The sequence below is a fragment of the Chitinimonas naiadis genome (assembly GCF_054780835.1).
This window is the reverse complement of sequence record NZ_BAAGVO010000005.1, coordinates 294473-314518: the sequence shown is the minus strand read 5'-3', so window position 1 is coordinate 314518 and position 20046 is coordinate 294473. Positions and strand designations below refer to the sequence as shown.

Sequence of the window (20046 nt, the reverse complement as noted above, 5' to 3'; positions counted from 1 at the left end):
CTGGGAAAGGGGGGCGGGGGCCGGCTTGACGGAGTAGCCGCTGACCGGGTCGCGCGGCGCGTTAATCCTGAGGGCCCTCATCGGTCTTGGCGCGGGGATGGGCCGCGTCGTAAACCTTGGCCAGGTGCTGGAAGTCGAGCCGGGTATAAATCTGGGTGGTCGCGATACTGGCGTGGCCCAGCAGCTCCTGGGTAGCACGCAGGTCCTGGCTGCCCTGCAGGAAGTGACTAGCACAGGCATGGCGCAAGCGGTGGGGGTGCAGCCGATCGGCCAGGCCCAGCCGGTCGGACCAGCCCGCCAGCCGCTGCTGCACCGCCCGGCTGGTCATGCGGCGGCCAAAACGGTTGACGAACAAGGCGGTCTCATCCGCCTGTGCCAGGCCGGTACGCGTGGCCAGCCAGCGTTGCAATGCCTGGTCGGCTTCTTCGCCGACCGGTACCTGCCGCGTCTTGCCACCTTTGCCCAGGACCTGCAGGCTGGCACCGCCATCGCGGAAGTCACCGCAATCGGCGCCGACCAGTTCCGATACCCGCAAGCCCGATGAATACGCCAGTTCGAACATCGCCCGGTCCCGCAGGCTCAGGACATCGTCGCCGTCCAGGCTCTCGAGGAACCCCATCGTCTCATCGACGGCAACGGGGCGTGGCAGCTTGCGTGGCGCCCGCGGCGCCTTCACCCCGTCGACCGGGTTGGTAGCGAAGCCCGCCTCGCGCACCAGCAGCTTGAACCAGCTGCGCCACGCACTCAGGCGACGGGCGATGCTGCGATGATCATGTCCCTGCAACTTCATTTGCCGCACATAGCTGCGGATCTCTCGCACCGTCAGTGCGTCCAGCGCGGTATCGCCGGCAAAGCGCAGCAACAGTTCGGCGTCGGCCAGGTAGGCCTCGCGCGTTGCCGCAGCTTTGCCCTGCTCACCGGTAAGGTAACGATCCAGCCGCTCCAGGGGGCTCATGCGGGATTCAATCCAGGCAGCGCCCCAGCGCGGCCGATGCCAGCTCGCCGATGCGGGAAAGATACAGCGTCCCCATCTCCGGATAGAAGCGCTGCGGGTCTTCGCTGGCCAATACCAGGATGCCGAAGGGAACCCCCTCGGTCTTGAGCGCAACCTGGGCAAAGGACTTGAGCCGCGGTGCGGATTCGCCAAGCCAGCCCATCACCTCGTCGGTCACGTAGGGACCGCAATAGGGCGTGACCAGGCTTAGCGCGAGCTTGTTCACCTCTTCGCCAACCGGGGCGAACTCGCTCAATGTCGCGTCTGCCTCGCCACCCCACAGTCGCACGGCGAGATGCGGGATCTGGAAGTTCTCCTGCAGGTGGTAGTTCAGCGTACCCAGTACGCCGGCCAGGTCACGTGCCTGCATCAGTGCGATCGACAGCTTGTGGACCTTGTCGCCGATCTGGTCATTCTCTTCGCCAAACTGCAGCAGCTCACCGAGCTTGTTTTCGATCAGCTTGTTCTTTTCCCGCAGCGTCAGGATCTGCCGTTCGGCAATCGGGATCGCGCGTCCGCCGTGCGGATGGGGAATGAAGATCTCCGCCACCAGGTCGGCATATTCCTCGAAGAATTTCGGATTGGCTTGCAGCCAGTTGGCAACATCAGTGCTTTGCATGGCAGTCCTGTCCTTCACGTAGGGTGTGCATCAGATTTCAATTTCGCCTTCGAATACGCTGACCGCCGGGCCGGTCATCAGCACAGGCTGGCCGGGTCCACCCCAGCGTATGGTCAGATCGCCACCACGGGTGTGAACCCGCACCGTGGCATCAAGCAAGCCCCGGCGTATGCCGGCCACCACCGCTGCACAGGCGCCGGTACCGCAGGCCAGCGTCTCGCCTGCCTCGCGCTCATAGACCCGCAGGCGGATCTCGTTGCGGCCGACTATCTGCATAAAGCCCGCGTTCACGCGCTGCGGGAACAGCGGGTGCGATTCGATGATCGGCCCATGGACCGGCACCGCGGCGGTATCCACATCGGGCACCACCTGTACCGCGTGCGGGTTGCCCATATTGACCACGGTCACCTCGATCAGCCGCTCCCCCACCTCGATGGGGTGGCTGATCGCCTCGGCATCGGCCAGGAAAGGGATCTCCGTCGGCGCAAAGCGCGGCGCGCCCATGTCCACCGTGACCAGGCCGTTCTCCTCCAGCTGCGGCACGATCAGGCCACGCGCCGTTTCCACCTTGATCGCCCGCTTCCGGGTCAGGCCTCGGTCGTGCACGAAACGCACAAAGCAACGTGCACCATTGCCGCACTGTTCCACTTCGCCGCCATCGCCACCGTTGAAGATCCGGTAGCGGAAGTCGGCATCGGGGTGGTGCGGATTCTCGACCAGCAGGATCTGGTCGCAGCCCACGCCGAAGTGACGGTCACCGAGCTTGCGCAGCTGTTCGGTACTCAGGGCCAGCGACTGGCTCACGCCATCGAGCACGACAAAGTCGTTGCCCAGGCCCTGCATCTTGGTAAAGCGAAGTTTCATCGTATGGCCGTCGGTGTCAGGAAGGGCGGGAGGGCGATAGCCGGGGCAGGCCCAGGCGTGCATGCTCGACCATGATGCAGCGGTCCATCACCACGATCAGGCCGGCGGCTTGCGCCTTCAGCGCCGCCGCTTCGTTGATGATGCCCTGCTGTATCCAGATGGCCGGCGCACCGATCGCGATGGCGCTGTCCACCACCGCCTCGACCTCGCTGGCATTGCGGAACACATTCACCAGGTCCACCTTGCCTGGCACCTGCTCGAGTTGCGCATAGGCGGTCTCGCCCAGCACGGCATCGACCAGCGGCCGTACCGGCACGATCTGGTAACCCCAGGATTGCATCTGGCGAGAGACACGGAAACTGGGCCTGTCCGGTTTGGGCGACAGGCCGACCACCGCCAGACGGCGGCTTTGCGTCAGCAACTGACGCAGGGTGGCATCGGATGGATTCTGGAACATGACAGGATGATGCCATGACAGCGCGCAACGGCATACCGGCCGGCGGATATTCGGCAGCGCTGGGCAGTGCTGCGCGGCGAACTAGAACAGCAGCGAGAGACCCGCCAGGGTGGCACCGATGCCGGCACCCGCCAGTACATCGCTGGGATAATGCAGCCCCAGCACGGGACGGGAGACGGCTACCAGCAACGTGAACGGAACCAGCAGACCTGCCAGTGCCGGAAAATACGCCAACGTGACCAGGGTCAGGCTGACGGCGTGCAGGGTATGGCCGGAAGGGAAGCTGTACTCGTCCAGCGTCTCATAGGCCCGCAGGATGGCGGCCGAGCGCATGAACGGCCGTGGCCGGGAGGTCGCGCGTTTCAGCCACTTGTACAGCAGCAGGCCGACGACGCCGACCACCACCATGCGCAGTACCGCCGGCAATGCCGCCTTGCCCTGGATCAGCAGCAACAGCGCCATCAGCCCGTACCAGAACACCCCATTGCCGAGCCGGCTGATCATGGCAAAGAAGCCACGCCAGAAGTGATAGTGGCTGGCGCGGTTACAGCGCAGCGTCCAGCGTTGATCAAGGGCCAGCCAGTCTTCACGGTTCAGCGGGATACGCATGCTGTTCTCCTGGCCAGGCCCTGGCTCACGTCAGCGAAGCGGCGGCCCGACCCAGGCCGTCGTCGAGATAGTCATTGCGCCCCAGCGCCGTATAGGCCACTTCCTCGAAGCGCTGCACGATCGTCTCCCAGCCCAGGTGCTCCGCCGTCAGGCGTGCCACGCTGCCCAGCTCACGCATCACATTGGGATAGCGGGCGGCATAGCAGGCCTGCTCGATAAAGTCCGCATCGTCGTCGAAGGTCGCCAGCAAGCCATTGTGGTTATGGCGTATATGCGCCTGCGCAGCCGCATAGTCATAGGTGACCACGCCCAGGCCGCTGGCCATGGCCTCGATCGTCACGTTGCCGTAGGTCTCGGTCGTGCTGGCAAACAGGAAGACATCGGCGGAGGCATAGTGGCTCGCCAGCGCCTCCCCGCGCTGCATGCCGGCGAAGTACTGCTCGGGATGGCCCGCCTGCAAGGCTGCCCGTTCGGGTCCATCGCCTACCCATACCATGCGGCTGTCTGGCCGTATCTGCCGCATCGCCCGGTAGGCGTCGAGTACCAGCGGCAGGTTCTTTTCCGCCGCCATCCGGCCGACATAGGCCACCACCAGCGTGTCGGCACCGGCATGCCAGCCGGCACGCAGCTCGGCCGATCGCTTGGCCGGGTCGAACAGCACGGTATCCACCCCGCGGGAGACAATCTCCAGGTGCCCGAAGCCCTGCCCCTCCAGGCTGGCCTTGACGTCGGCACTCGGCACCAGCGTCGCCAGGTTGCGGTTATGAAAGCTGCGCAGATAGCCCCGAAGCGGGCGCTGCAGCCAGGCCATGCCGTAGTGCTGGCTGTAGCTATGGAAATTGGTGTGGAATTCCGATATCGCCGGAATGCCTAGCTTGCGGGCGGCCCGCAAGGCGCTCCAGCCCAGTGGTCCCTCGGTCACCGCCACCACCAGGTCTGGTCGTTCCCGCCGCCACTGCCGCAGCAGGCGGCCGGTCGCCGGCAGGCCAAAACGCAGTTCCGGGTAGTTGGGTATGCCCAGGCCCCGCACCAGCAGATCCGTCTCGTCCGCACCGGGGTCGGCCTCCTGGCGCGGTCGGACCAGGTCCACCCGGTGCCCCCGGCCGCGCAGGCCCTGCACCATGCGGCCGCAGCTCATGGCTACCCCATTGACCTCGGGCGGGTAGGTTTCGGTAACGATGGCAAGGTGCAGGTGCGATGGCTTCATGCACCGCATGATCCGGAGTGTTCGGTGTCGGTGGCGTGACCGGGCGATGAAGTTTTTATGAACCATCATCGCGCCACCCCGGGTCCGTCCGGCGGCCCGGTGTTCCGCCCGGCCTGTTACACCTCGACCTGCACGTCGGCGGCAGCCGCAAGGTTCGCCGACCCCACCCGGCTGCGCGCCAGGGCGGCACGGTTTGCTTCCAGTGCCTGAAAACAGACACTGCGCCCCAGGCATAGCGCACGGGCGAGAGTATTGAGCTCGGCTAGCTTCTGGCGGGCGATATCCTCCCCCGCCTGATCCGGCCCGGGCGCCCGCTGCAGCAAGGTAGGGCTCGACGCCAACCAGAGTCCCTCCCCCAGCTTGCTGTGCAGCGGCGTGAGGAGGTTGAGGGCGGCATCCAGGTCGGTCTGCTGGTCATCGCGGCCGTCGACGATACCGACCGACAGCACCTTGCCCCGTGACCAGTCGCCAAACCGGGCCAATTGCGCCGGGGCCGAGACCAGATCGATGTGCACGCCCGCCACCGGCAGCGATCGGAGCAGTTCGGCATGCTTGCCTACCCCCTCACCATAGCTGGCCAGCAGGATCTGCGGATGCGCCAGGGCCAGCTCGCGATAAACCGGAGGGAACGCCGCCAGCCAGGGACCATCGAGTTCGGGGCCGAGCAAGGGTTCGTCCAACTGCACCCAGCTACCGCCCTCCGCCGCCAGTTGCCTGAGTAGCCGCACATAGGCCGGCACCAGCCGCGGCAACAGCGCTAGCGCGTCGATGCCATCCACCCTGGCCTGCCTGAGCAGCGTCAGCGGCCCCAGCAACTGCACCTTGGGTTTGAAGCCGGCTTGCACGGCCTCCCGTAGTACTTCGAATAGCCATGCCGGCCCGCCATCAAAGCGGCTGTCGATATCGAACTCCGGCTGCAGGTACGGATATCCGCTGCCAAACCATGGCCGTTGGCTACAGGCAGGCTGCTCGTGATTGCCATGCGCCAGCTCGAAGTACTGTCGACGGCTCAAGTGCTGTGCGTCAAAGCCGAAGCGATGGGGCAAGGCGCCCAGCAGCACCGCGGTATCTAGTACCTGGTCGGCGTAGGTGAAGTCGCCCACGGTGACAAAGCGCTGCCCTGCGGCCTCTTGCCTGCGCCAATACTGCAGCCGCAGTTCGCTACCCAGGGCGAGCCATTCCGCCTCTTCCCGCTCCTTGCGCCGGAATTGTTCGACCACGGCCGGCAGCTCGCCGTGGCGGCCTATGCACGGAAAGCCGAGCAGGTGGGTGGTGATCATGAGCGTGCCTCCGTGAATTGAAGAATATGAATGAATGCTTTGCATGATGCGCGTCAGCTGTCTATGATCAAAACGCATATTTTTCCAATCCAACATCGATACGGCTCATGAACTCCTTGCTCGAATTCCGTCATCTGCGCACTCTGGCCGCGCTGGTGGAAACCGGCGGCGTGGCCAAGGCGGCCGAACGGCTCAACCTCACCCAGTCGGCACTGTCGCACCAGCTCAAGCAGTTGGAGGACCACTTCGGCCTCAGCCTGTTCGAGCGTAAATCCCAGCCACTCAAACTCACCCCGGCTGGTCTGCGCCTGCAAGGCCTGGCGCAGGAAGTACTGCCCAAGATGGCCGACGCCTGCCGCGACATCGCCCGCATCCGCGACGGCGCAGCCGGCAGCCTACGGGTCGCGGTCGAATGCCACACCTGCTTTGACTGGCTAATGCCGGCGATGGATGAATTCCGGCCTCGCTGGCCCGAGGTTGAACTCGACATCGTCTCCGGTTTCCACGCGGATCCGGTCGGCCTGATCCATCAGGACGAGGCCGACCTCGGCATCGTTTCGGAACGCGACCCGGGCGAACCGATGCACTACTTTCCGCTGTTTCGTTACGAGATCGTCGGTCTCGTGGCCAATGACCACGCCCTTGCCGGCAAGCAGCAACTCGACGCCATGGACTTCGCCCAGGAGACCTTGATCAGCTATCCGATTCCCGACGACATGCTCGACGTGGTCCGTCAGGTACTGCGCCCGGCCGGCGTGCAACCCAAGCGACGCAGCAGCGAACTCACGGTTGCCATCCTGCAACTGGTCGCCAGCCGTCGCGGTGTCGCCGCCCTGCCGGCCTGGGCCGTCGCCCCCTACCTGGAGCGCCGCTACGTCACCGCGCTACCGATCACTACGCAACGGCTGTATGGCGAGCTCTATGCGGCCGTACCCAAGGCGCGTGCCGAACTGGCGTATGTGGAGGATTTCGTCGATACCGTAAAGGCAACCTGCGCCGCCAGCCTGCCGGGCATCACCCTGTTGTAAAACGGCTGCCGGCTGCGACGGGGTCCGCAGGCGCACGAAAGCGCGGTGTGGCATGCCCCTACTTTCCCGTGGCGACATGCAAGAATGTTTGCCTTTCAAGCACTTGCTTGGTTAAAGTGAGCGCCGCATGAACGATACCGCGAAACGCATACTCGACCTCGCCGAAGCCCTCTGGCTTGAGCGTGGCTTCAACGGCTTCAGCTACCAGCATCTGGCTGAGCCGCTGGGTATCCGCAATGCCGCCATCCACTACCATTACCCCAGCAAGGCGGATCTGGGCGTGGCGCTGGTGGCCCGCTTCCGGCGCCGTTTTCTGCGGACGGTCGAGCAATACGCCGCGACGACCACCGACCCCTGGGTCAAGCTGGAGTGGTATGTCGACCTGCTGACGATGGACTACGCCGATAGCGAGCGGCTTTGCCCCACCGGCATGCTGGCAGCCGAGTGGGCGACCCTGCCCGATCCGGTACGGGTCGAGGCTCGGGGTTTCATGCGGGAGCTGTATGAATGGTGTGCCTCGGTATTGCGCGATGGCGTCAGCCAGGGGCATTTCCGCTTTGCAGGCAGCTGCGAGGACAAGGCCGCCACGCTGCTGGCCACCCTGCAAGGCGGCCTGCAGGTCGCGCGTTTCGAGCCTGCCTGGCTCGATGCGATCAAGAAGCAGGTACGGCTCGATCTGGGCGCCCGCTAACGGCCCCGGACGTTTCAGGGAATATGAGATTCAAGCGCTGACTGCGGCTTGAGACCACTCCCTTGGCCCGCGTCAGCGTGGGCAGGGGTTTATCTGACAGGAAAGTAGACATGGAAAAGTTCAGCAACGCCTTCAGCCGTATCGTCGCCAAGTTCGAGAAGGTCCCCGGCCCCCTGCGCCGCTGGGCGCGCTCCAAGGCCCTGGGCAGCTATGTGAAGTTTGCCGGCACGGCCGGGATCGATTTCGAGGAGATCAGCACCGAGCGCGTGATCTGCCACATCCGCAATGTCAGCAAGAACCAGAACCATATCAAGGGCGTCCACGCTGCCGCCATGGCCCTGCTGGCCGAGACGGCCACCGGCTTCGCCGTCGGCATGAACCTGCCGGACGACAAGCTGCCGCTGCTCAAGTCCATGAAGGTCGAGTACAAGAAGCGTTCGCAAGGCGACATGAAGGCCGTTGCCGCGCTGACTGCCGAACAGATCGCCAATGTGCGCACGCTGGAGAAGGGCGATGTCACGGTGCCCGTCACCGTCACCGACGAAGCCGGCAACGAACCCATCATCTGCGAAATGATCTGGGCCTGGATTCCCAAGAAGCGCGGTTGAACCCACGGCCGTCTATCCTGTCCCTGATCATTATGAGGTGGCGGTGATCGTCCAGCCTGTGCGTGGACGCCCCCCGCCCTGAACCGAGCGGAGTCCCCATGAGCGTGCCTAGCTACACTACCCTCAGCCTGACGCTGGAAAACCACGTCGCCCATATTGCCCTCAACCGGCCGGATCGTGCCAACGCCATGAACGAGCCGATGTGGCGCGAGCTGCGCGATGCCATGCGCTGGCTCGATCAGGAACCCACCGCCCGGGTGGCGGTGATCAGCGGCAACGGCGCCAACTTCTGCTCCGGTATCGACCTGGGCATGCTGATGGCGGTACAGGGCCGCATCCAGGATGAATGCAACGGCCGCCAGGCCGAGAAACTGCGCCAGTTCATCATCGAGCTGCAGGACAGCCTGACCGCCATCGAGCTATGCCGCAAGCCGGTCATCGCCGCCATCCACGGCTCCTGCGTCGGCGGCGCCCTCGATCTGGTCGCTGCCTGCGACCTGCGTTACAGCACCCGCGATGCCGTCTTCTGCCTCAAGGAAGTAGACCTCGGCATCGTCGCCGACGTCGGTGTGCTGCAACGCCTGCCCAAGATCATCGGCGACGGTCGCACCCGAGAACTGGCTTTCACCGCCCGCAATTTCAGCGGCAAAGACGCCTTGCACATGGGCCTCGTCAGCCAATGCCTGCAGGATCGCGATTCGCTGTTCATGGAAGTGATGACGGTCGCCGACACCATCGCCGCCAAGCCCCCGCTGACCGTTCGCGGCATCAAGGAAAACCTCAACTTCGCCCGCGACCACACCGTCGCCGAGGGCCTGCGCTACGTCGCCACCTGGAATGCGGCCATGCTGATCTCCAAGGACCTGGAAGCCGCCGCCATGGCCCACATCACCAAGCAAGCCCCGACCTATCGCGACTGACCCATCGCGAGCACCAAGCAAAAGCCCGGCATCGCTGCCGGGCTTTTGCTTTTCCTGAGTGCTCGAACCGAAGGATTGTTCGCTGCCTCTTGCTTTAGCGGCTGTCGCCGCGAGATGCGCACTGCGTGCGCTTTAGAGCGGGAGTGCGTCCCGCGGCCGCCTTACTTTCTTTTGCTTCGCCAAAAGAAAGTAAGCAAAGAAAAGGCGACCCCGACAGCGCCGCCCGCTACGCGGGTTCCTTGCGCTTCTCGCGCCCTGCGGCCTGAGAGCGAAACTCGCCGGCAAGCCGGCTCAGACAACGCTCCCCGGACTACCCCGCAGGTCGCTGCGATGCTCAGCAGCGCTCACGGGGGCCTGGGCACTCCGTAGCCCAGAGCCGCGATGCCTTTACCCTTGCAGGGTGGAAAAGCGTAGCGCCTTCCACCAAGAACCTCACCCACAAGCCATCGAAGCCACCAACGAGCGTCAGCGAGGCTCCCTCGCGGCTGCCAGAGTTCTTGGTGAGCTTGCGAACCTAGAACCTGTGCGTGCAGAGCCGGCGAGGGCGGGGGGAGTGGGTGATATAGAAGCAAAAGGCTGCTTACACGTTCATATGCAGCAAAACGCCCGGCTATGCCGGGCGCTTCGTTGAGGTCATTGCTTCACCGATGGTGCTACTTTTCTATCAATGTTGCAGGATCTTCGACAAGAACTGCTGCGCCCGCTCACCACGCTGGCTGCCAAAGAACTCATCCTTGGAGCAGTCTTCCTCGATCTTGCCCTTGTCCATGAAGATCACGCGATTGGCGACCTTGCGGGCAAAACCCATTTCATGGGTCACGCACATCATGGTCATGCCTTCGTGGGCCAGCTGCACCATCACGTCCAGCACCTCATTGACCATTTCCGGGTCCAGCGCCGAGGTCGGTTCGTCGAACAGCATCACGATCGGGTCCATCGCCAGCGCACGGGCGATCGCCACGCGCTGCTGCTGGCCACCGGACAGCTGGCCGGGGAACTTGGCGGCGTGGGCCTTCAGGCCAACGCGGTCCAGCAGCTTCATGCCCTTGTCCATCGCCTCTTCGCGCGAGCGGCCGAGCACCTTCTGCTGGGCGATCGCCAGGTTGTCGGTGATGGACAGGTGCGGGAACAGCTCGAAGTGCTGGAACACCATGCCCACGCGCGAACGCAGCTTGGGCAGGTTGGTTTTGGGGTCGCCGAGCGAGATACCGTCGACGGTGATATCGCCCTTCTGGAACGGCTCAAGCGCGTTGACGCACTTGATCAGGGTGGACTTGCCCGACCCGGACGGGCCGCACACCACCACCACTTCGCCTTTTTTGACATCAGTCGTGCAGTCGGTCAGGACCTGGAAGCTGCCGTACCACTTGGAGACATTGTTGATTGCAATCATGGAGTAATCCTCAAATCCTTAGCGGATGACGGCGATGCGCGCGTGCAGGGTCTTGACCGCGCGCGACAGTGCAAAGCTGACGACAAAATAGATCACGGCGACCGCGGTATACATCACCACCAGCGAGTTATCACGGTGGGCAACCTTGTCGGCCGCACCCAGCAGGTCGGTCGCACCGACCACGTAGACCAGCGAGGTATCCTGGAACAGCACGATGGTCTGGGTCAGGAGCAGCGGCACCACGTTGCGGAACGCCTGCGGCAGGATCACGTAACGCATGTTCTGCATATAGGTGAAGCCCAACGCCTGGCCGGCACCGACCTGACCGCGCGAGATGGACTGGATACCGGCGCGCATGATCTCGCAGTAGTAGGCCGCCTCGAAGATCGCGAAGGTGACATAGGCGGAACGCTCGGCGCCCACGTCGTAACCGGTGATCAACGGCACCAGGATGTAGAACCAGAAGATCACCAGCACCAGCGGGATGGAACGGAACAGGTTCACATAGCCGGAGGCCAGGTTGCTGATCAGCTTGTTGCTGGACAGCCGGCCCATGGCCAGTATCGTGCCGAACAGGATGCCGAAAGTCATGGCAAAGCCGGTCAGCGACAAGGAGTACTGGAAGCCCTGCCAGAGAAAATCGGCAGAACGGGGAAGGGAGGACCAGTCGAGTTGCATTATTTGCCCCCTCCGGTGATATAGCCTGGCACCCGGACACGACGTTCGACGAAGGCCATCAGCCGGTTCACCGAGAAGGCCAGGATCAGGTAGATCGCGCTAACGATGGTCATCACCTCGATCGGATTGGACGGCGCGTACTCACCGGTGATCTGCCGCATCTGGAAAGTCAGCTCGGTCAGGCCGATCGCCAGCGCCACGGCGGAGTTCTTGAACACGTTCATGAACTCGGAAGTGAGCGGCGGAATGATGATCCGGTAGGCCATGGGCAGCAGCACATAGCGGTAGGTCTGCGGCAAGGTGAAACCCATCGCCAGACCGGCATTGCGCTGACCGCGAGACAGGGTCTGGATGCCGGTGCGCACCTGCTCGGCCACCCGGGCCGAGGTAAACAGGCCCAGGCCGATCATCGCGGTAAAGAATTCGGGATAAGGCATGCCCTGCTTCATCCAGTCGCCGGCTGCCTGGGGCAGCAGTTCGGGCAACACGAAGAACCACAGGAACAGTTGCACGATCAGTGGAATATTGCGGAACAGTTCCACATAGGCGGTGGCAAGGCCAGCCAGCCATTTGTTCGGCGCGGTACGCAAGGTACCGACCAGGGAACCCAGCAGCAGTGCGATCACCCAGGCCGACAAGGCCACGGCCACCGTCCAGCCCAGGCCGCTGATCAGCCATTGGTAGTAATGCTCACCGGTACCCATCACCTCTTCGAAGATGATGCCCCAGTTCCATTGGTAATTACCCATCTGTTTCTCCAAGCAAAGAGGGGCCTGACGGCCCCCCTTGCAAGCCCGACTTCAGCCTAATCAGATACCCACGTCGTTCGGGTTCTTGATCGCTTCCTTGAGCTTGTCGCTCATCGGCAGGTTGATCACGATATTCTTCGGCGCGATCGGCTGCATGAACCACTTGTCGTAGATCTTGTTGATCTCGCCCGACTTGTAGATACCGACCAGGGTATCGTCCACCACCTTCTTGAATGCTGGATCATCCTTGCGCAGCATGATGCCGTAGGGCTCGACCGAGAGGGCCGGACCGACGATGGCGAATTCCTTGGGGTTGGTATAGTTGGCGATCAGGCCGGCCAGCAGGATGTCATCCATTACGAAGGCGGAAGCACGACCGGTTTCCACCATCAGGAAGCTTTCCGAGTGGTCCTTGCCGTAGACGTTCTTCACGTCGATCTGCTTGCCCTGCTCGTTTTGCTTGATGTAGCGGTCCGAGGTCGTACCGGTGGTGGTGACCACGGCCTTGCCGTTCAGGTCATCCAGCGACTTGATGCCGGCGTTGGCCTTGGTCAGCATGCGCACGGCGGTCACGTAGTAGTGATCGCTGAAGGCAACCTGCTTCTGGCGTTCCTTGGAGTTGGTGGTCGAACCACATTCCATATCGATGGTGCCGTTGACCATCAGCGGGATACGGGTCTGCGAGGTGACCGGTACCAGCTTGGTGATCAGCGAAGGCTTGTTCAGCTTTTTCTTTACTGCATCGACGACCTTGGTGCAGAGGTCCATCGCGTAGCCGACGGGCTTCTGGTTGGCATCCAGATAGGAGAAAGGGATCGACGATTCGCGGTGACCGACGGTGATGATGCCGCTATCGGCAATCTTTTTCAGCGTACCGGTCAGTTCCTCGGCTTGTGCGGCGCCAGCGAAGGCGGAGGCGACCAAAGCCGAGACGATCAGGGATTTCTGCATTGCCATTGCTCCTTTTTTGGGGGGTGGTTCGACTGCCCTGCAAAAACTATAGCCGCTGCGCGGCGTGACGCGTAGTCCTGTGCGCTCAAGGCAACACGGAATGCCGAAGGCGCCGGCTAAGCTGGCAAAAGAAGGCGGTTCACGACCCCCTTATTTCGGCTCGGCAAGTGTAGCGAGGCCGAACCCCACAGCAAGCGGGGAATCCCTAATAAGTTGTCATAAGCGCGGAAAAGCCCTGAAAAAGGGGGCGTTTTCAGTGAATGTGTCTCGTCCAGCCGACAAACTGCCGGCTGGTGTGGGTACGGGCCGGCGCTTGCCGCATGCTGACGGCGGCGCTGCCGGCCCGGCCGTACTCAGACAGCCAGCGCGTTGGACAGCCGCACGTAGTCGTGGACCGACAGGTTTTCCGGCCGGATGCTGGAATCGATGCCCAATTGCTCGAACAGCGCGTCGTCGACCACGCCCTTGAGATTGTTGCGCAAGGTCTTGCGACGCTGGCCAAATGCCTGCGCCACCAGCCGCTCCAGGGCGGGCACATTGCTGGCCGGCAGCGGGTAGGGGCGGGGAATCATGCGCACGATGGCGGAATCGACCTTGGGCGGCGGATTGAACGCCTCCGGTGGCACATCCAGCAGCTTTTCCATATGGAAGTGGTACTGCAGCATCACGCTCAGGCGGCCGTAGTCGGCGCAGGCAGGCTCGGCCACCATGCGCAGCACCACCTCGTTCTGCAGCATGAAATGACAGTCGCGCACCAGTTCGGCATAGCTCGCCAGGTGGAACAACAAGGGCGTGGAGATGTTGTAGGGCAGGTTGCCGACCAGGCGGATCTGCCCACCGGGTGCAATCTCGCGGGCCAGCGCCGCGAAGTCATACTTCAGCGCATCGGCGTTGTGGATGATCAGCTTGCCCTTGGCGAAGCGGCCACTCAGGCGGGCAACGATGTCGCGGTCGATCTCGACGGCATGCAGCACATCGAGCTTGGCCAGCAGGGGCGTGGTGAGCGCGGCGAGGCCGGGGCCGATCTCGACCATCGCATCATCGGCCCTGGGGTCGATGCAGCTGACGATATCGGCGATCACGGCCTGGTCTTCCAGGAAGTTCTGGCCGAAACGTTTGCGGGGGATATGTGTACTCATGCCGCTATTGTAGGGTGCCTGGCCCCTTCCTACCCAGCACTGCGTAAGCGCAAGGTGCACCTCGCCATGCTCAATGCCTGCGGGAAGCCAGCTCCAGCGCCAATGTCACCGCCGCCGCCAGGCTGCCGCCATCGGCCCGGCCGGTGCCCGCCAGGTCCAGCGCCGTGCCATGGTCCACCGAGGTACGGATCAGCGGCAGGCCCAGGGTCAGGTTGATGCCCTGGCCAAAGGTCGCGTGCTTGAGTACCGGCAGGCCCTGGTCGTGGTACATGGCCAGCACGGCGTCCCCTTGCGCCAGCACCGGCGGGTTGAACAGGGTGTCGGCCGGCAGGGGGCCGATCAGCGTCATGCCCTCGGCCCGCAACTGCGTCAGTACCGGCATGATGACATCGATCTCCTCACGCCCCATATGGCCGCCTTCCCCGGCATGCGGGTTGAGCCCCGCCACCAGGATGCGTGGTGCGGCAAGGCCGAATTTGTCGCGCAGATCGGCGTGCAGAATGCGCAGCGTCTCGGTCAGCAGTGCCGGGGTGACGGCATCCGCCACCTCCCGCAATGGCAGGTGCGTGGTGGCCAGCGCCACCCGCAGTGCATAGCCGGTCGCGACCGCCGGGCAATCTCCGGCCAGCATCATCACGACGCGAGGTGTCGCCGTCAGCTCGGCCAGGTACTCGGTATGGCCGGTGAAGTCATGGTGGCCGGCATCCCGTATCACGCCCTTGTGCAAAGGCGCGGTGACCATCGCGGCAAACTCGCCGGACTGGCAGCCCGCCACCGCGCGGTCGAGCAAGGCCAGCACATAGTCGGCATTGCGCTGATCGAGCTGGCCGGCGGTACTGGCCTGCGCCAACGGTATATGCAGCACCTCCAGGCAACCGGCGGCGGTGGGCTGGTCCGGACGATAGGGCGCCAGCGCGACGGGCCGCGCATGGATGTCGGCCCTCGCCTGCAGCATGTCCCTGTCGCCCAGCAATACCAGGCGAGCCGGAAAATCGGCGCTCGACAGCGCCGCACACAATTCAGGGCCGATACCCGCCGGCTCGCCGGTGGTGATGGCAATGGTCGGGCGCGTAGCAGGCAGGGAAGTCACCGTCATGGCCGGGTCCTCATGTGAAAAGGGCCTGCCAGCTGGCAGGCCCATGGTCGGCGGCGGACAGGGCAGCTAATGCCACCACCGTCTTACTTATCGTCCAGGCGCAGTTCCACGAAGGCGGTATCGCGCTGCTGGCGGATCCAGTCTTCATACTGCTCGTCTGCCTTGCGATCACGCAATTCCATCCGCACGCGGGTGCGTTCTTTATCCTTGGTCACATCCTGCTCGCGACGCTCGATCACCTGGATCAAATGCCAGCCAAACGGGCTGCGGACCGCTTCAGACAGATCGCCAGGGTTCAGCGCGTTCATGGCAGTTTCGAATTCCGGCACGGTATCGCCCGGGGAGATCCAGTCCAGATCGCCGCCCTTCTGGGCCGAACCGTCTTCGGAGTGCAGCTTGGCCAGCTCCTCGAACTTTTCGCCCTTGAGAATACGATTACGCAGATCGTCGATCCGGGCCTTGGCATCGCTATCAGAGTTAAGCTCGTTGACCTTGATCAGGATATGGCGGGCATGGGTCTGCTTGATGATCTCCTTGCCATCGCGCTGGCGCTTTTCAGCCAGCTTGATCAGGTGAAAACCGGCGGGGCTGCGCAAGATCGGCGTCACGCCGCCATTGGACAGCTTGTCGATGGCATCGAGGAACACCGGTGGCAGACGACCGGCGGAACGCCAGCCCAGCTCACCGCCCTGCAACGCGTCACCGGCTTCGGAGAAGCTGGCCGCCACTTCGGCGAACGGCTTGCCGGCCGCCAGTTGGCGTGCGGCTTCTTCCACCCGCTTCTGCTTGGCGGCCACCACGTCCTGGCCGGCACCTTCCGGTATGGCGATCAGGATATGCGCCAGTCGGTATTCCTTCTCGGCCCGGTCCTGGTCCTTGTTGGCGGCAAGGTACTGGTCGATCTCGGCATCGGTCACAAACACGCGGCTGTCGACTTCGCGCTCGCGCAGGCGCTGGATCAGCATGTCCTGGCGGATTTGGTCGCGGAAACCACTGTAGCTGGTGCCCTCACGCTCCAGTGCCAGCTTGAACTGCGGGACCGTCAGCTTGTTCTGCTCGGCGATCCGCTCCACCGTCTGGTCGAGCTGGCGATCGTCGATACGCAGGCCGGTGTCCCCGGCATAATCGAGCAGCACCCGCTCGCTGACCAAGCGGTCCAGCACCTGGCGGCGCAACACGTCTTCCGGCGGCATGGCGACCTTCTGCCGGGCCATATTGGCCTTGACCGACTGGATACGGGTATTGAGCTCGTTTTCGGTCACGACGGACTTGTTGACCACGGCGACGATGCGATCCAGCGTCACGGGTTCAGCGGCAACGGCAGGGACTAGCGTGCTCAGCGCCATGAGCGTGGCGACGATGCGGGGGGTAAAAGAGGTCATGGTGTGTTCAACTTGGTGTAACCGGGAATGCTGTCTTTGAGCGTTTGCAGCGGATTGGAACCGATCCGCCCCACATCGTTCAGCTCAAGCTGCACAAAGAAAGGACTGCTGGTCTGGTTGCCGGAGGTGACGAAGCGTTGGGTAACCATGCGGAACACCCAGCAGCCACCATTGTATTCGAGCCCGACCAGCCGCTCCAAAGAGCGACGATCCTGGATGGACCAGTTCTGGCGGGCGACCAAGTTCCAGTTGCGGGCGATAGGCCACTGCCCGGATACGTCGACCTGCTTGATATTGGTCAGGCGGTCGAGCCGGTAGCGCAGGTTCAGCAGCTTGCCGGATTCCGGCTGGTAGCGCAGGTTGAGCGAAGACTTGTTGGTCTTGCCGCCGTTGCTGTCGGTCTGGATCGACGCATCGACCCACCAGTTGTCATAAGGCTGCCCACCCACGGTCGCGATCAGGTCAGAAGAGTTTACGTCCTGATTGCGGGCCGCTTCGTTCAGCGTCACGCGCTGCGGGCTGAAATAGAAACGCTGGCCGATCGCCACGCGTGCTCGCTCGATACCGGTATCAGCCTCGAACAGGCGCGAGGTGATGGCCATGGTCAATTGGTTGGCATCGTTGATGCGGTCACTTCCGGTGTACTGGTTCTCACCGAACATCTGCGCGAAATTGAAGTCGGCAAGGCCGGAATCAAAGTTCGGGAAGGCCGACTGATCGCGGTAGGGAATACGCAGGTAGTACAGGCGCGGTTCCAGCGATTGCACCACATCATTGCCCATGAAGCTGCCTTCACGGTCAAAGAACAAACCGGAATCCAGGCTGAAGATGGGCAGGTCACGGTTCAGCGTGCGGCCGTCGGCCAGGTTGTAGCGCGTCAGGTGGGCGCCGACCTTAGGCGTGACGAAACCCCAGGCCTGTTCGAGCGGCAGGCTGAAACTCGGGTAAAGCACGGCCCGCTCGCCATTGAGCTGGGTCGGATGACGGAATGACACCGCCTCGCTCTGCAAGTCGAGCCGATAAGGCGACGGCAGGCTGGGCTGGTAATTGAACGTCAGCTGCGGCATCCGTGCATAGGGGATGGCCACGGGGTTGGTCGGATCCTGTAGGGTCTGGTAGCGCTGGAAACGTGCTACGGCCTGCATGCCCGGCTGGGCGTAGCTGATAAAGCCTTCGCGCGGCAGAAAGGTCTGCGAGGCCACCGAGATCCGGTCGCCAAAGTCGGCGAAGTAACGATCGTCGGTTACCTTCTGCAGGTTCATCTCGCCATGCCAGCCCGGCGCAAAATCCTGGCGATGCTGGTAGTTGTAGGCCGCCCGGCTGCCGCCGAACATGCGGTCCTTGCTGATGGTCTCGGCCGACAGCTGCCCGCTGTAGCTCTCTCCAAGGTAACGGAACTCGTTACTCAGCATCACACCGCGCTTGGACATGATGCGCGGCGCAATGGTCGCGTCCATATTCGGCGCGATATTCCAGTAGTAGGGTATCGTCAGCTCCAAACCGCCCGAACTGGAGCCGAAGGACGGCGCCAGGAAGCCCGACTTGCGCGAACCATCCAGCGTGAAGTCCAGGTAAGGCGAATAGAGGAAGGGAATACCCTTGAATTCGATGGTGCTGTTATGCGCTACGCCAATATTGCGGGTGTAGTCGAGCTCCAGATCCTTGGCACGGATGAACCAGTCATCCTGCCCCACGCTACAGGTAGTGAAGCGTGCTGCCTCGAAGCGGTACTTGCTGGGGCCTTCGAACAGCAGCTTGACGGCGTCGCCGCGGCCCTGCCGCTCACCCAGCTGGTACTTGGGGGTCGCGAGCTCACCGGTGCGGGTGTCATTCTTCAGGTACAGCTCCCCCCCCTCGATCACGTCCTTGTCCTGGGTGATGCGTGTCTTGTCGCCCGCGCGGATCTCGGTCGTTTCCTGAAACAGCTTCATCCAGTCCGCCTGGATGCGACGGCCGTCCTGGTCGATCTGCACATTGCCGCGGGCAACGATCTCCTTGCCGTTGGTACCTTCCACGGTATCGGCGAGCAGGGTTGCGGGGCCTGCTGCCTCTTCCGCATGAGCGGTCAGGGCATAGCAAACGGCAAGAGCGAAAGGTAATGGGGCAAAACGCGGCATCGGCGCGGGAAGGGGGATAAAACGAAGTGCGCTAAAATCGCATACTTTCGGGTTACGCACAAACGGGCGATCACCGGCTTGTCACGCTTTCGCATCGCCAGATCGTGGTGACGATGCAATCCTGACGGTAAGAAGCGCGTCGGATAACGCCCCGGCGTCCCGGCAATCCTCAATTAATCAATGGAATACCTGGCCATGGAACGAATCGACTCACTGCGCAATTGGCTACACCAGCAACTCGATGGCGAGTATGCGCTCTCCGCCCCGATCGGGGATGCCAGCCAGCGTCGCTACTTCCGCCTCACGCTGGCCGACGGTAGCCGTCGCATCGCGATGGACGCACCGCCGGCCCATAACGACTGCCGCCCCTTTGTCCGGATGGCCGCCCTATTGCGCCCGGCCATCCGGGTGCCGCTGGTGCTGGCACAGGATATCGAGCAGGGCTTCCTGCTGCTGGAAGACCTCGGTGATATCGACCTGCAGACGGCGCTTGCCGCTACCGACGAAGCCGGCGCCGAATGGCTGTACCGCTGGGCGATCCAGAGCCTGGTCAGTATGCAGAGCAAGGTGGATGTCACCGCCGTACCGGCCTACAGTGCCGAGATCATGGTCGAGGACCTGAACCGTTTCACCGAGTGGTATGCCGACCGCCACCTGGGCCGACCGCTGCAGGGCGACGATCTCGCGGTGTGGGAGCGTAGCCGCGCCCTGCTGGTTGCGCGCGCCCAGTCGCAAGCCAGGACGGTGATCCACTTCGACTTCCACTGCCGCAACCTGATCGTGGCTGACAGTCGCGAGGGGGCCGGCGGCACCGACGCAGGCATGGGCGTCATCGATTTCCAGGATGCCCGCTCCGGCCCCATCGGCTACGACCTGGCCTGCCTGCTCAAGGACATGTACGTGCAATGGCCGGAAGCCTTCCGGCTCGACCTGTGCATACGCTACTGGGAGGCGGCCCGCAGCGCCGGCCTGCAGGTACCGGCCAGCTTCGACGATTTCTACGCCGACTTCGAATGGATGGGTGCCTTCCGCCACATTCGCACCCTGGGCACCTTCGCCCGGCTTGCTCACCGCGATGGCAAGCAGCAATACCTGGCCGACATGCCCATTGCCCTGCACTACCTGCGGGAAACCTGTGTGCGTTACGCCGAGCTGCACCCGCTGTACAAGCTCATCAACCGGCTGACCGATTTCCAGCCCGGTGTCGGCTATACCTTCTGATCCCTGGCCCGGTTTTCCGCCGGGCCGGCCTAACGCTAGGCTG

20 protein-coding genes are annotated in these 20046 nt (G+C 63.3%); 5 read left to right on the top strand and 15 right to left on the bottom strand.

Translation table 11 applies throughout. From position 1 onward, the window contains the following. Positions 1-61: 61 nt before the first annotated feature. From ACYVHK_RS17390 to ACYVHK_RS17360, 7 genes are all read right to left on the bottom strand, one after another. Positions 62-955 (bottom strand): tyrosine recombinase XerC, encoded by an 894-nt coding sequence (locus ACYVHK_RS17390; RefSeq protein WP_460534671.1) that lies wholly within the window; start codon positions 953-955, stop codon positions 62-64. Between the two features lie 7 nt (positions 956-962). Further along, positions 963-1613, bottom strand: a complete 651-nt coding sequence (locus ACYVHK_RS17385; RefSeq protein ID WP_460534669.1) for a DUF484 family protein — start codon at positions 1611-1613, stop codon at positions 963-965. 30 nt (positions 1614-1643) lie between these two features. Then, positions 1644-2477, bottom strand: a complete 834-nt coding sequence (gene dapF / locus ACYVHK_RS17380; protein ID WP_460534667.1) for a diaminopimelate epimerase — start codon at positions 2475-2477, stop codon at positions 1644-1646. A 16-nt stretch (positions 2478-2493) separates the two neighbouring features. Continuing rightward, positions 2494-2934: a CoA-binding protein gene (locus ACYVHK_RS17375; protein WP_460534665.1), complete on the bottom strand. Its 441-nt coding sequence runs from the start codon at positions 2932-2934 to the stop codon at positions 2494-2496. A gap of 81 nt (positions 2935-3015) precedes the next feature. After that, complete coding sequence (locus ACYVHK_RS17370) at positions 3016-3543, bottom strand: phosphatase PAP2 family protein (RefSeq protein ID WP_460534663.1); 528 nt, start codon at positions 3541-3543, stop codon at positions 3016-3018. A gap of 25 nt (positions 3544-3568) precedes the next feature. Then, complete coding sequence (locus tag ACYVHK_RS17365; protein ID WP_460534661.1) at positions 3569-4750, bottom strand: glycosyltransferase family 4 protein; 1182 nt, start codon at positions 4748-4750, stop codon at positions 3569-3571. A gap of 116 nt (positions 4751-4866) precedes the next feature. Beyond that, a complete protein-coding gene (locus tag ACYVHK_RS17360) occupies positions 4867-6030 on the bottom strand; it encodes a hypothetical protein (RefSeq protein WP_460534659.1) in 1164 nt (387 codons plus the stop codon). A 107-nt stretch (positions 6031-6137) separates the two neighbouring features. Between ACYVHK_RS17360 and ACYVHK_RS17355 the strand changes: the two genes are divergently transcribed. The 4 genes from ACYVHK_RS17355 to ACYVHK_RS17340 all read left to right on the top strand — a co-directional run bounded on the left by ACYVHK_RS17355 (position 6138) and on the right by ACYVHK_RS17340 (position 9277). After that, on the top strand, positions 6138-7058 hold the full coding sequence (locus ACYVHK_RS17355) for a LysR family transcriptional regulator (RefSeq protein WP_460534657.1): 921 nt from the start codon (positions 6138-6140) through the stop codon (positions 7056-7058). A 127-nt stretch (positions 7059-7185) separates the two neighbouring features. Continuing rightward, positions 7186-7749 (top strand): TetR/AcrR family transcriptional regulator, encoded by a 564-nt coding sequence (locus ACYVHK_RS17350; RefSeq protein WP_460534655.1) that lies wholly within the window; start codon positions 7186-7188, stop codon positions 7747-7749. 110 nt (positions 7750-7859) lie between these two features. Beyond that, on the top strand, positions 7860-8357 hold the full coding sequence (locus ACYVHK_RS17345) for a hotdog family protein (protein WP_460534653.1): 498 nt from the start codon (positions 7860-7862) through the stop codon (positions 8355-8357). Between the two features lie 98 nt (positions 8358-8455). Beyond that, a complete protein-coding gene (locus tag ACYVHK_RS17340; protein WP_460534651.1) occupies positions 8456-9277 on the top strand; it encodes a Clp protease/crotonase-like domain-containing protein in 822 nt (273 codons plus the stop codon). A 664-nt stretch (positions 9278-9941) separates the two neighbouring features. Here ACYVHK_RS17340 and ACYVHK_RS17335 read toward each other — a convergent pair. The 8 genes from ACYVHK_RS17335 to ACYVHK_RS17300 all read right to left on the bottom strand — a co-directional run bounded on the left by ACYVHK_RS17335 (position 9942) and on the right by ACYVHK_RS17300 (position 18782). Further along, on the bottom strand, positions 9942-10670 hold the full coding sequence (locus ACYVHK_RS17335; RefSeq protein ID WP_460534649.1) for an amino acid ABC transporter ATP-binding protein: 729 nt from the start codon (positions 10668-10670) through the stop codon (positions 9942-9944). 18 nt (positions 10671-10688) lie between these two features. Continuing rightward, positions 10689-11348: an amino acid ABC transporter permease gene (locus tag ACYVHK_RS17330; protein WP_460534647.1), complete on the bottom strand. Its 660-nt coding sequence runs from the start codon at positions 11346-11348 to the stop codon at positions 10689-10691. Beyond that, on the bottom strand, positions 11348-12097 hold the full coding sequence (locus ACYVHK_RS17325; RefSeq protein ID WP_460534645.1) for an amino acid ABC transporter permease: 750 nt from the start codon (positions 12095-12097) through the stop codon (positions 11348-11350). Before ACYVHK_RS17325 ends, ACYVHK_RS17330 begins: the two co-directional genes overlap by 1 nt. Positions 12098-12157: 60 nt before the next feature. After that, on the bottom strand, positions 12158-13048 hold the full coding sequence (locus ACYVHK_RS17320) for a transporter substrate-binding domain-containing protein (RefSeq protein WP_460534643.1): 891 nt from the start codon (positions 13046-13048) through the stop codon (positions 12158-12160). A gap of 353 nt (positions 13049-13401) precedes the next feature. Then, complete coding sequence (rsmA, locus tag ACYVHK_RS17315) at positions 13402-14187, bottom strand: ribosomal RNA small subunit methyltransferase A (protein ID WP_460534641.1); 786 nt, start codon at positions 14185-14187, stop codon at positions 13402-13404. Positions 14188-14257: 70 nt separating this feature from the next. Beyond that, the gene (pdxA, locus tag ACYVHK_RS17310; protein ID WP_460534639.1) at positions 14258-15283 is read right to left on the bottom strand and encodes a 4-hydroxythreonine-4-phosphate dehydrogenase PdxA; all 1026 of its coding nucleotides are present in this window, start codon (positions 15281-15283) and stop codon (positions 14258-14260) included. 83 nt (positions 15284-15366) lie between these two features. Next, positions 15367-16665, bottom strand: a complete 1299-nt coding sequence (locus ACYVHK_RS17305) for a peptidylprolyl isomerase family protein (protein WP_460534637.1) — start codon at positions 16663-16665, stop codon at positions 15367-15369. Then, on the bottom strand, positions 16662-18782 hold the full coding sequence (locus ACYVHK_RS17300; RefSeq protein WP_460534635.1) for an LPS-assembly protein LptD: 2121 nt from the start codon (positions 18780-18782) through the stop codon (positions 16662-16664). Before ACYVHK_RS17300 ends, ACYVHK_RS17305 begins: the two co-directional genes overlap by 4 nt. A 195-nt stretch (positions 18783-18977) precedes the next feature. Here ACYVHK_RS17300 and ACYVHK_RS17295 point away from each other — a divergent pair, with 195 nt between their 5' ends. Continuing rightward, positions 18978-20003, top strand: a complete 1026-nt coding sequence (locus ACYVHK_RS17295) for an aminoglycoside phosphotransferase family protein (protein WP_460534633.1) — start codon at positions 18978-18980, stop codon at positions 20001-20003. Positions 20004-20046 lie beyond the last annotated feature (43 nt).

What these genes read in the sequence shown, in the direction of transcription:
- ACYVHK_RS17295 (WP_460534633.1), top strand. Translation starts at nt 18,978, where the DNA reads ATGGAACGAATCGACTCACTGCGCAATTGGCTACACCAGCAACTCGAT.
- ACYVHK_RS17375 (WP_460534665.1), bottom strand. Translation starts at nt 2,934, where the DNA reads ATGTTCCAGAATCCATCCGATGCCACCCTGCGTCAGTTGCTGACGCAA.
- ACYVHK_RS17330 (WP_460534647.1), bottom strand. Translation starts at nt 11,348, where the DNA reads ATGCAACTCGACTGGTCCTCCCTTCCCCGTTCTGCCGATTTTCTCTGG.
- ACYVHK_RS17370 (WP_460534663.1), bottom strand. Translation starts at nt 3,543, where the DNA reads ATGCGTATCCCGCTGAACCGTGAAGACTGGCTGGCCCTTGATCAACGC.
- ACYVHK_RS17385 (WP_460534669.1), bottom strand. Translation starts at nt 1,613, where the DNA reads ATGCAAAGCACTGATGTTGCCAACTGGCTGCAAGCCAATCCGAAATTC.
- ACYVHK_RS17305 (WP_460534637.1), bottom strand. Translation starts at nt 16,665, where the DNA reads ATGACCTCTTTTACCCCCCGCATCGTCGCCACGCTCATGGCGCTGAGC.
- ACYVHK_RS17360 (WP_460534659.1), bottom strand. Translation starts at nt 6,030, where the DNA reads ATGATCACCACCCACCTGCTCGGCTTTCCGTGCATAGGCCGCCACGGC.
- dapF (WP_460534667.1), bottom strand. Translation starts at nt 2,477, where the DNA reads ATGAAACTTCGCTTTACCAAGATGCAGGGCCTGGGCAACGACTTTGTC.
- rsmA (WP_460534641.1), bottom strand. Translation starts at nt 14,187, where the DNA reads ATGAGTACACATATCCCCCGCAAACGTTTCGGCCAGAACTTCCTGGAA.
- ACYVHK_RS17335 (WP_460534649.1), bottom strand. Translation starts at nt 10,670, where the DNA reads ATGATTGCAATCAACAATGTCTCCAAGTGGTACGGCAGCTTCCAGGTC.
- ACYVHK_RS17390 (WP_460534671.1), bottom strand. Translation starts at nt 955, where the DNA reads ATGAGCCCCCTGGAGCGGCTGGATCGTTACCTTACCGGTGAGCAGGGC.
- ACYVHK_RS17340 (WP_460534651.1), top strand. Translation starts at nt 8,456, where the DNA reads ATGAGCGTGCCTAGCTACACTACCCTCAGCCTGACGCTGGAAAACCAC.
- ACYVHK_RS17345 (WP_460534653.1), top strand. Translation starts at nt 7,860, where the DNA reads ATGGAAAAGTTCAGCAACGCCTTCAGCCGTATCGTCGCCAAGTTCGAG.
- pdxA (WP_460534639.1), bottom strand. Translation starts at nt 15,283, where the DNA reads ATGACGGTGACTTCCCTGCCTGCTACGCGCCCGACCATTGCCATCACC.
- ACYVHK_RS17300 (WP_460534635.1), bottom strand. Translation starts at nt 18,782, where the DNA reads ATGCCGCGTTTTGCCCCATTACCTTTCGCTCTTGCCGTTTGCTATGCC.
- ACYVHK_RS17325 (WP_460534645.1), bottom strand. Translation starts at nt 12,097, where the DNA reads ATGGGTAATTACCAATGGAACTGGGGCATCATCTTCGAAGAGGTGATG.
- ACYVHK_RS17365 (WP_460534661.1), bottom strand. Translation starts at nt 4,750, where the DNA reads ATGAAGCCATCGCACCTGCACCTTGCCATCGTTACCGAAACCTACCCG.
- ACYVHK_RS17350 (WP_460534655.1), top strand. Translation starts at nt 7,186, where the DNA reads ATGAACGATACCGCGAAACGCATACTCGACCTCGCCGAAGCCCTCTGG.
- ACYVHK_RS17355 (WP_460534657.1), top strand. Translation starts at nt 6,138, where the DNA reads ATGAACTCCTTGCTCGAATTCCGTCATCTGCGCACTCTGGCCGCGCTG.
- ACYVHK_RS17320 (WP_460534643.1), bottom strand. Translation starts at nt 13,048, where the DNA reads ATGCAGAAATCCCTGATCGTCTCGGCTTTGGTCGCCTCCGCCTTCGCT.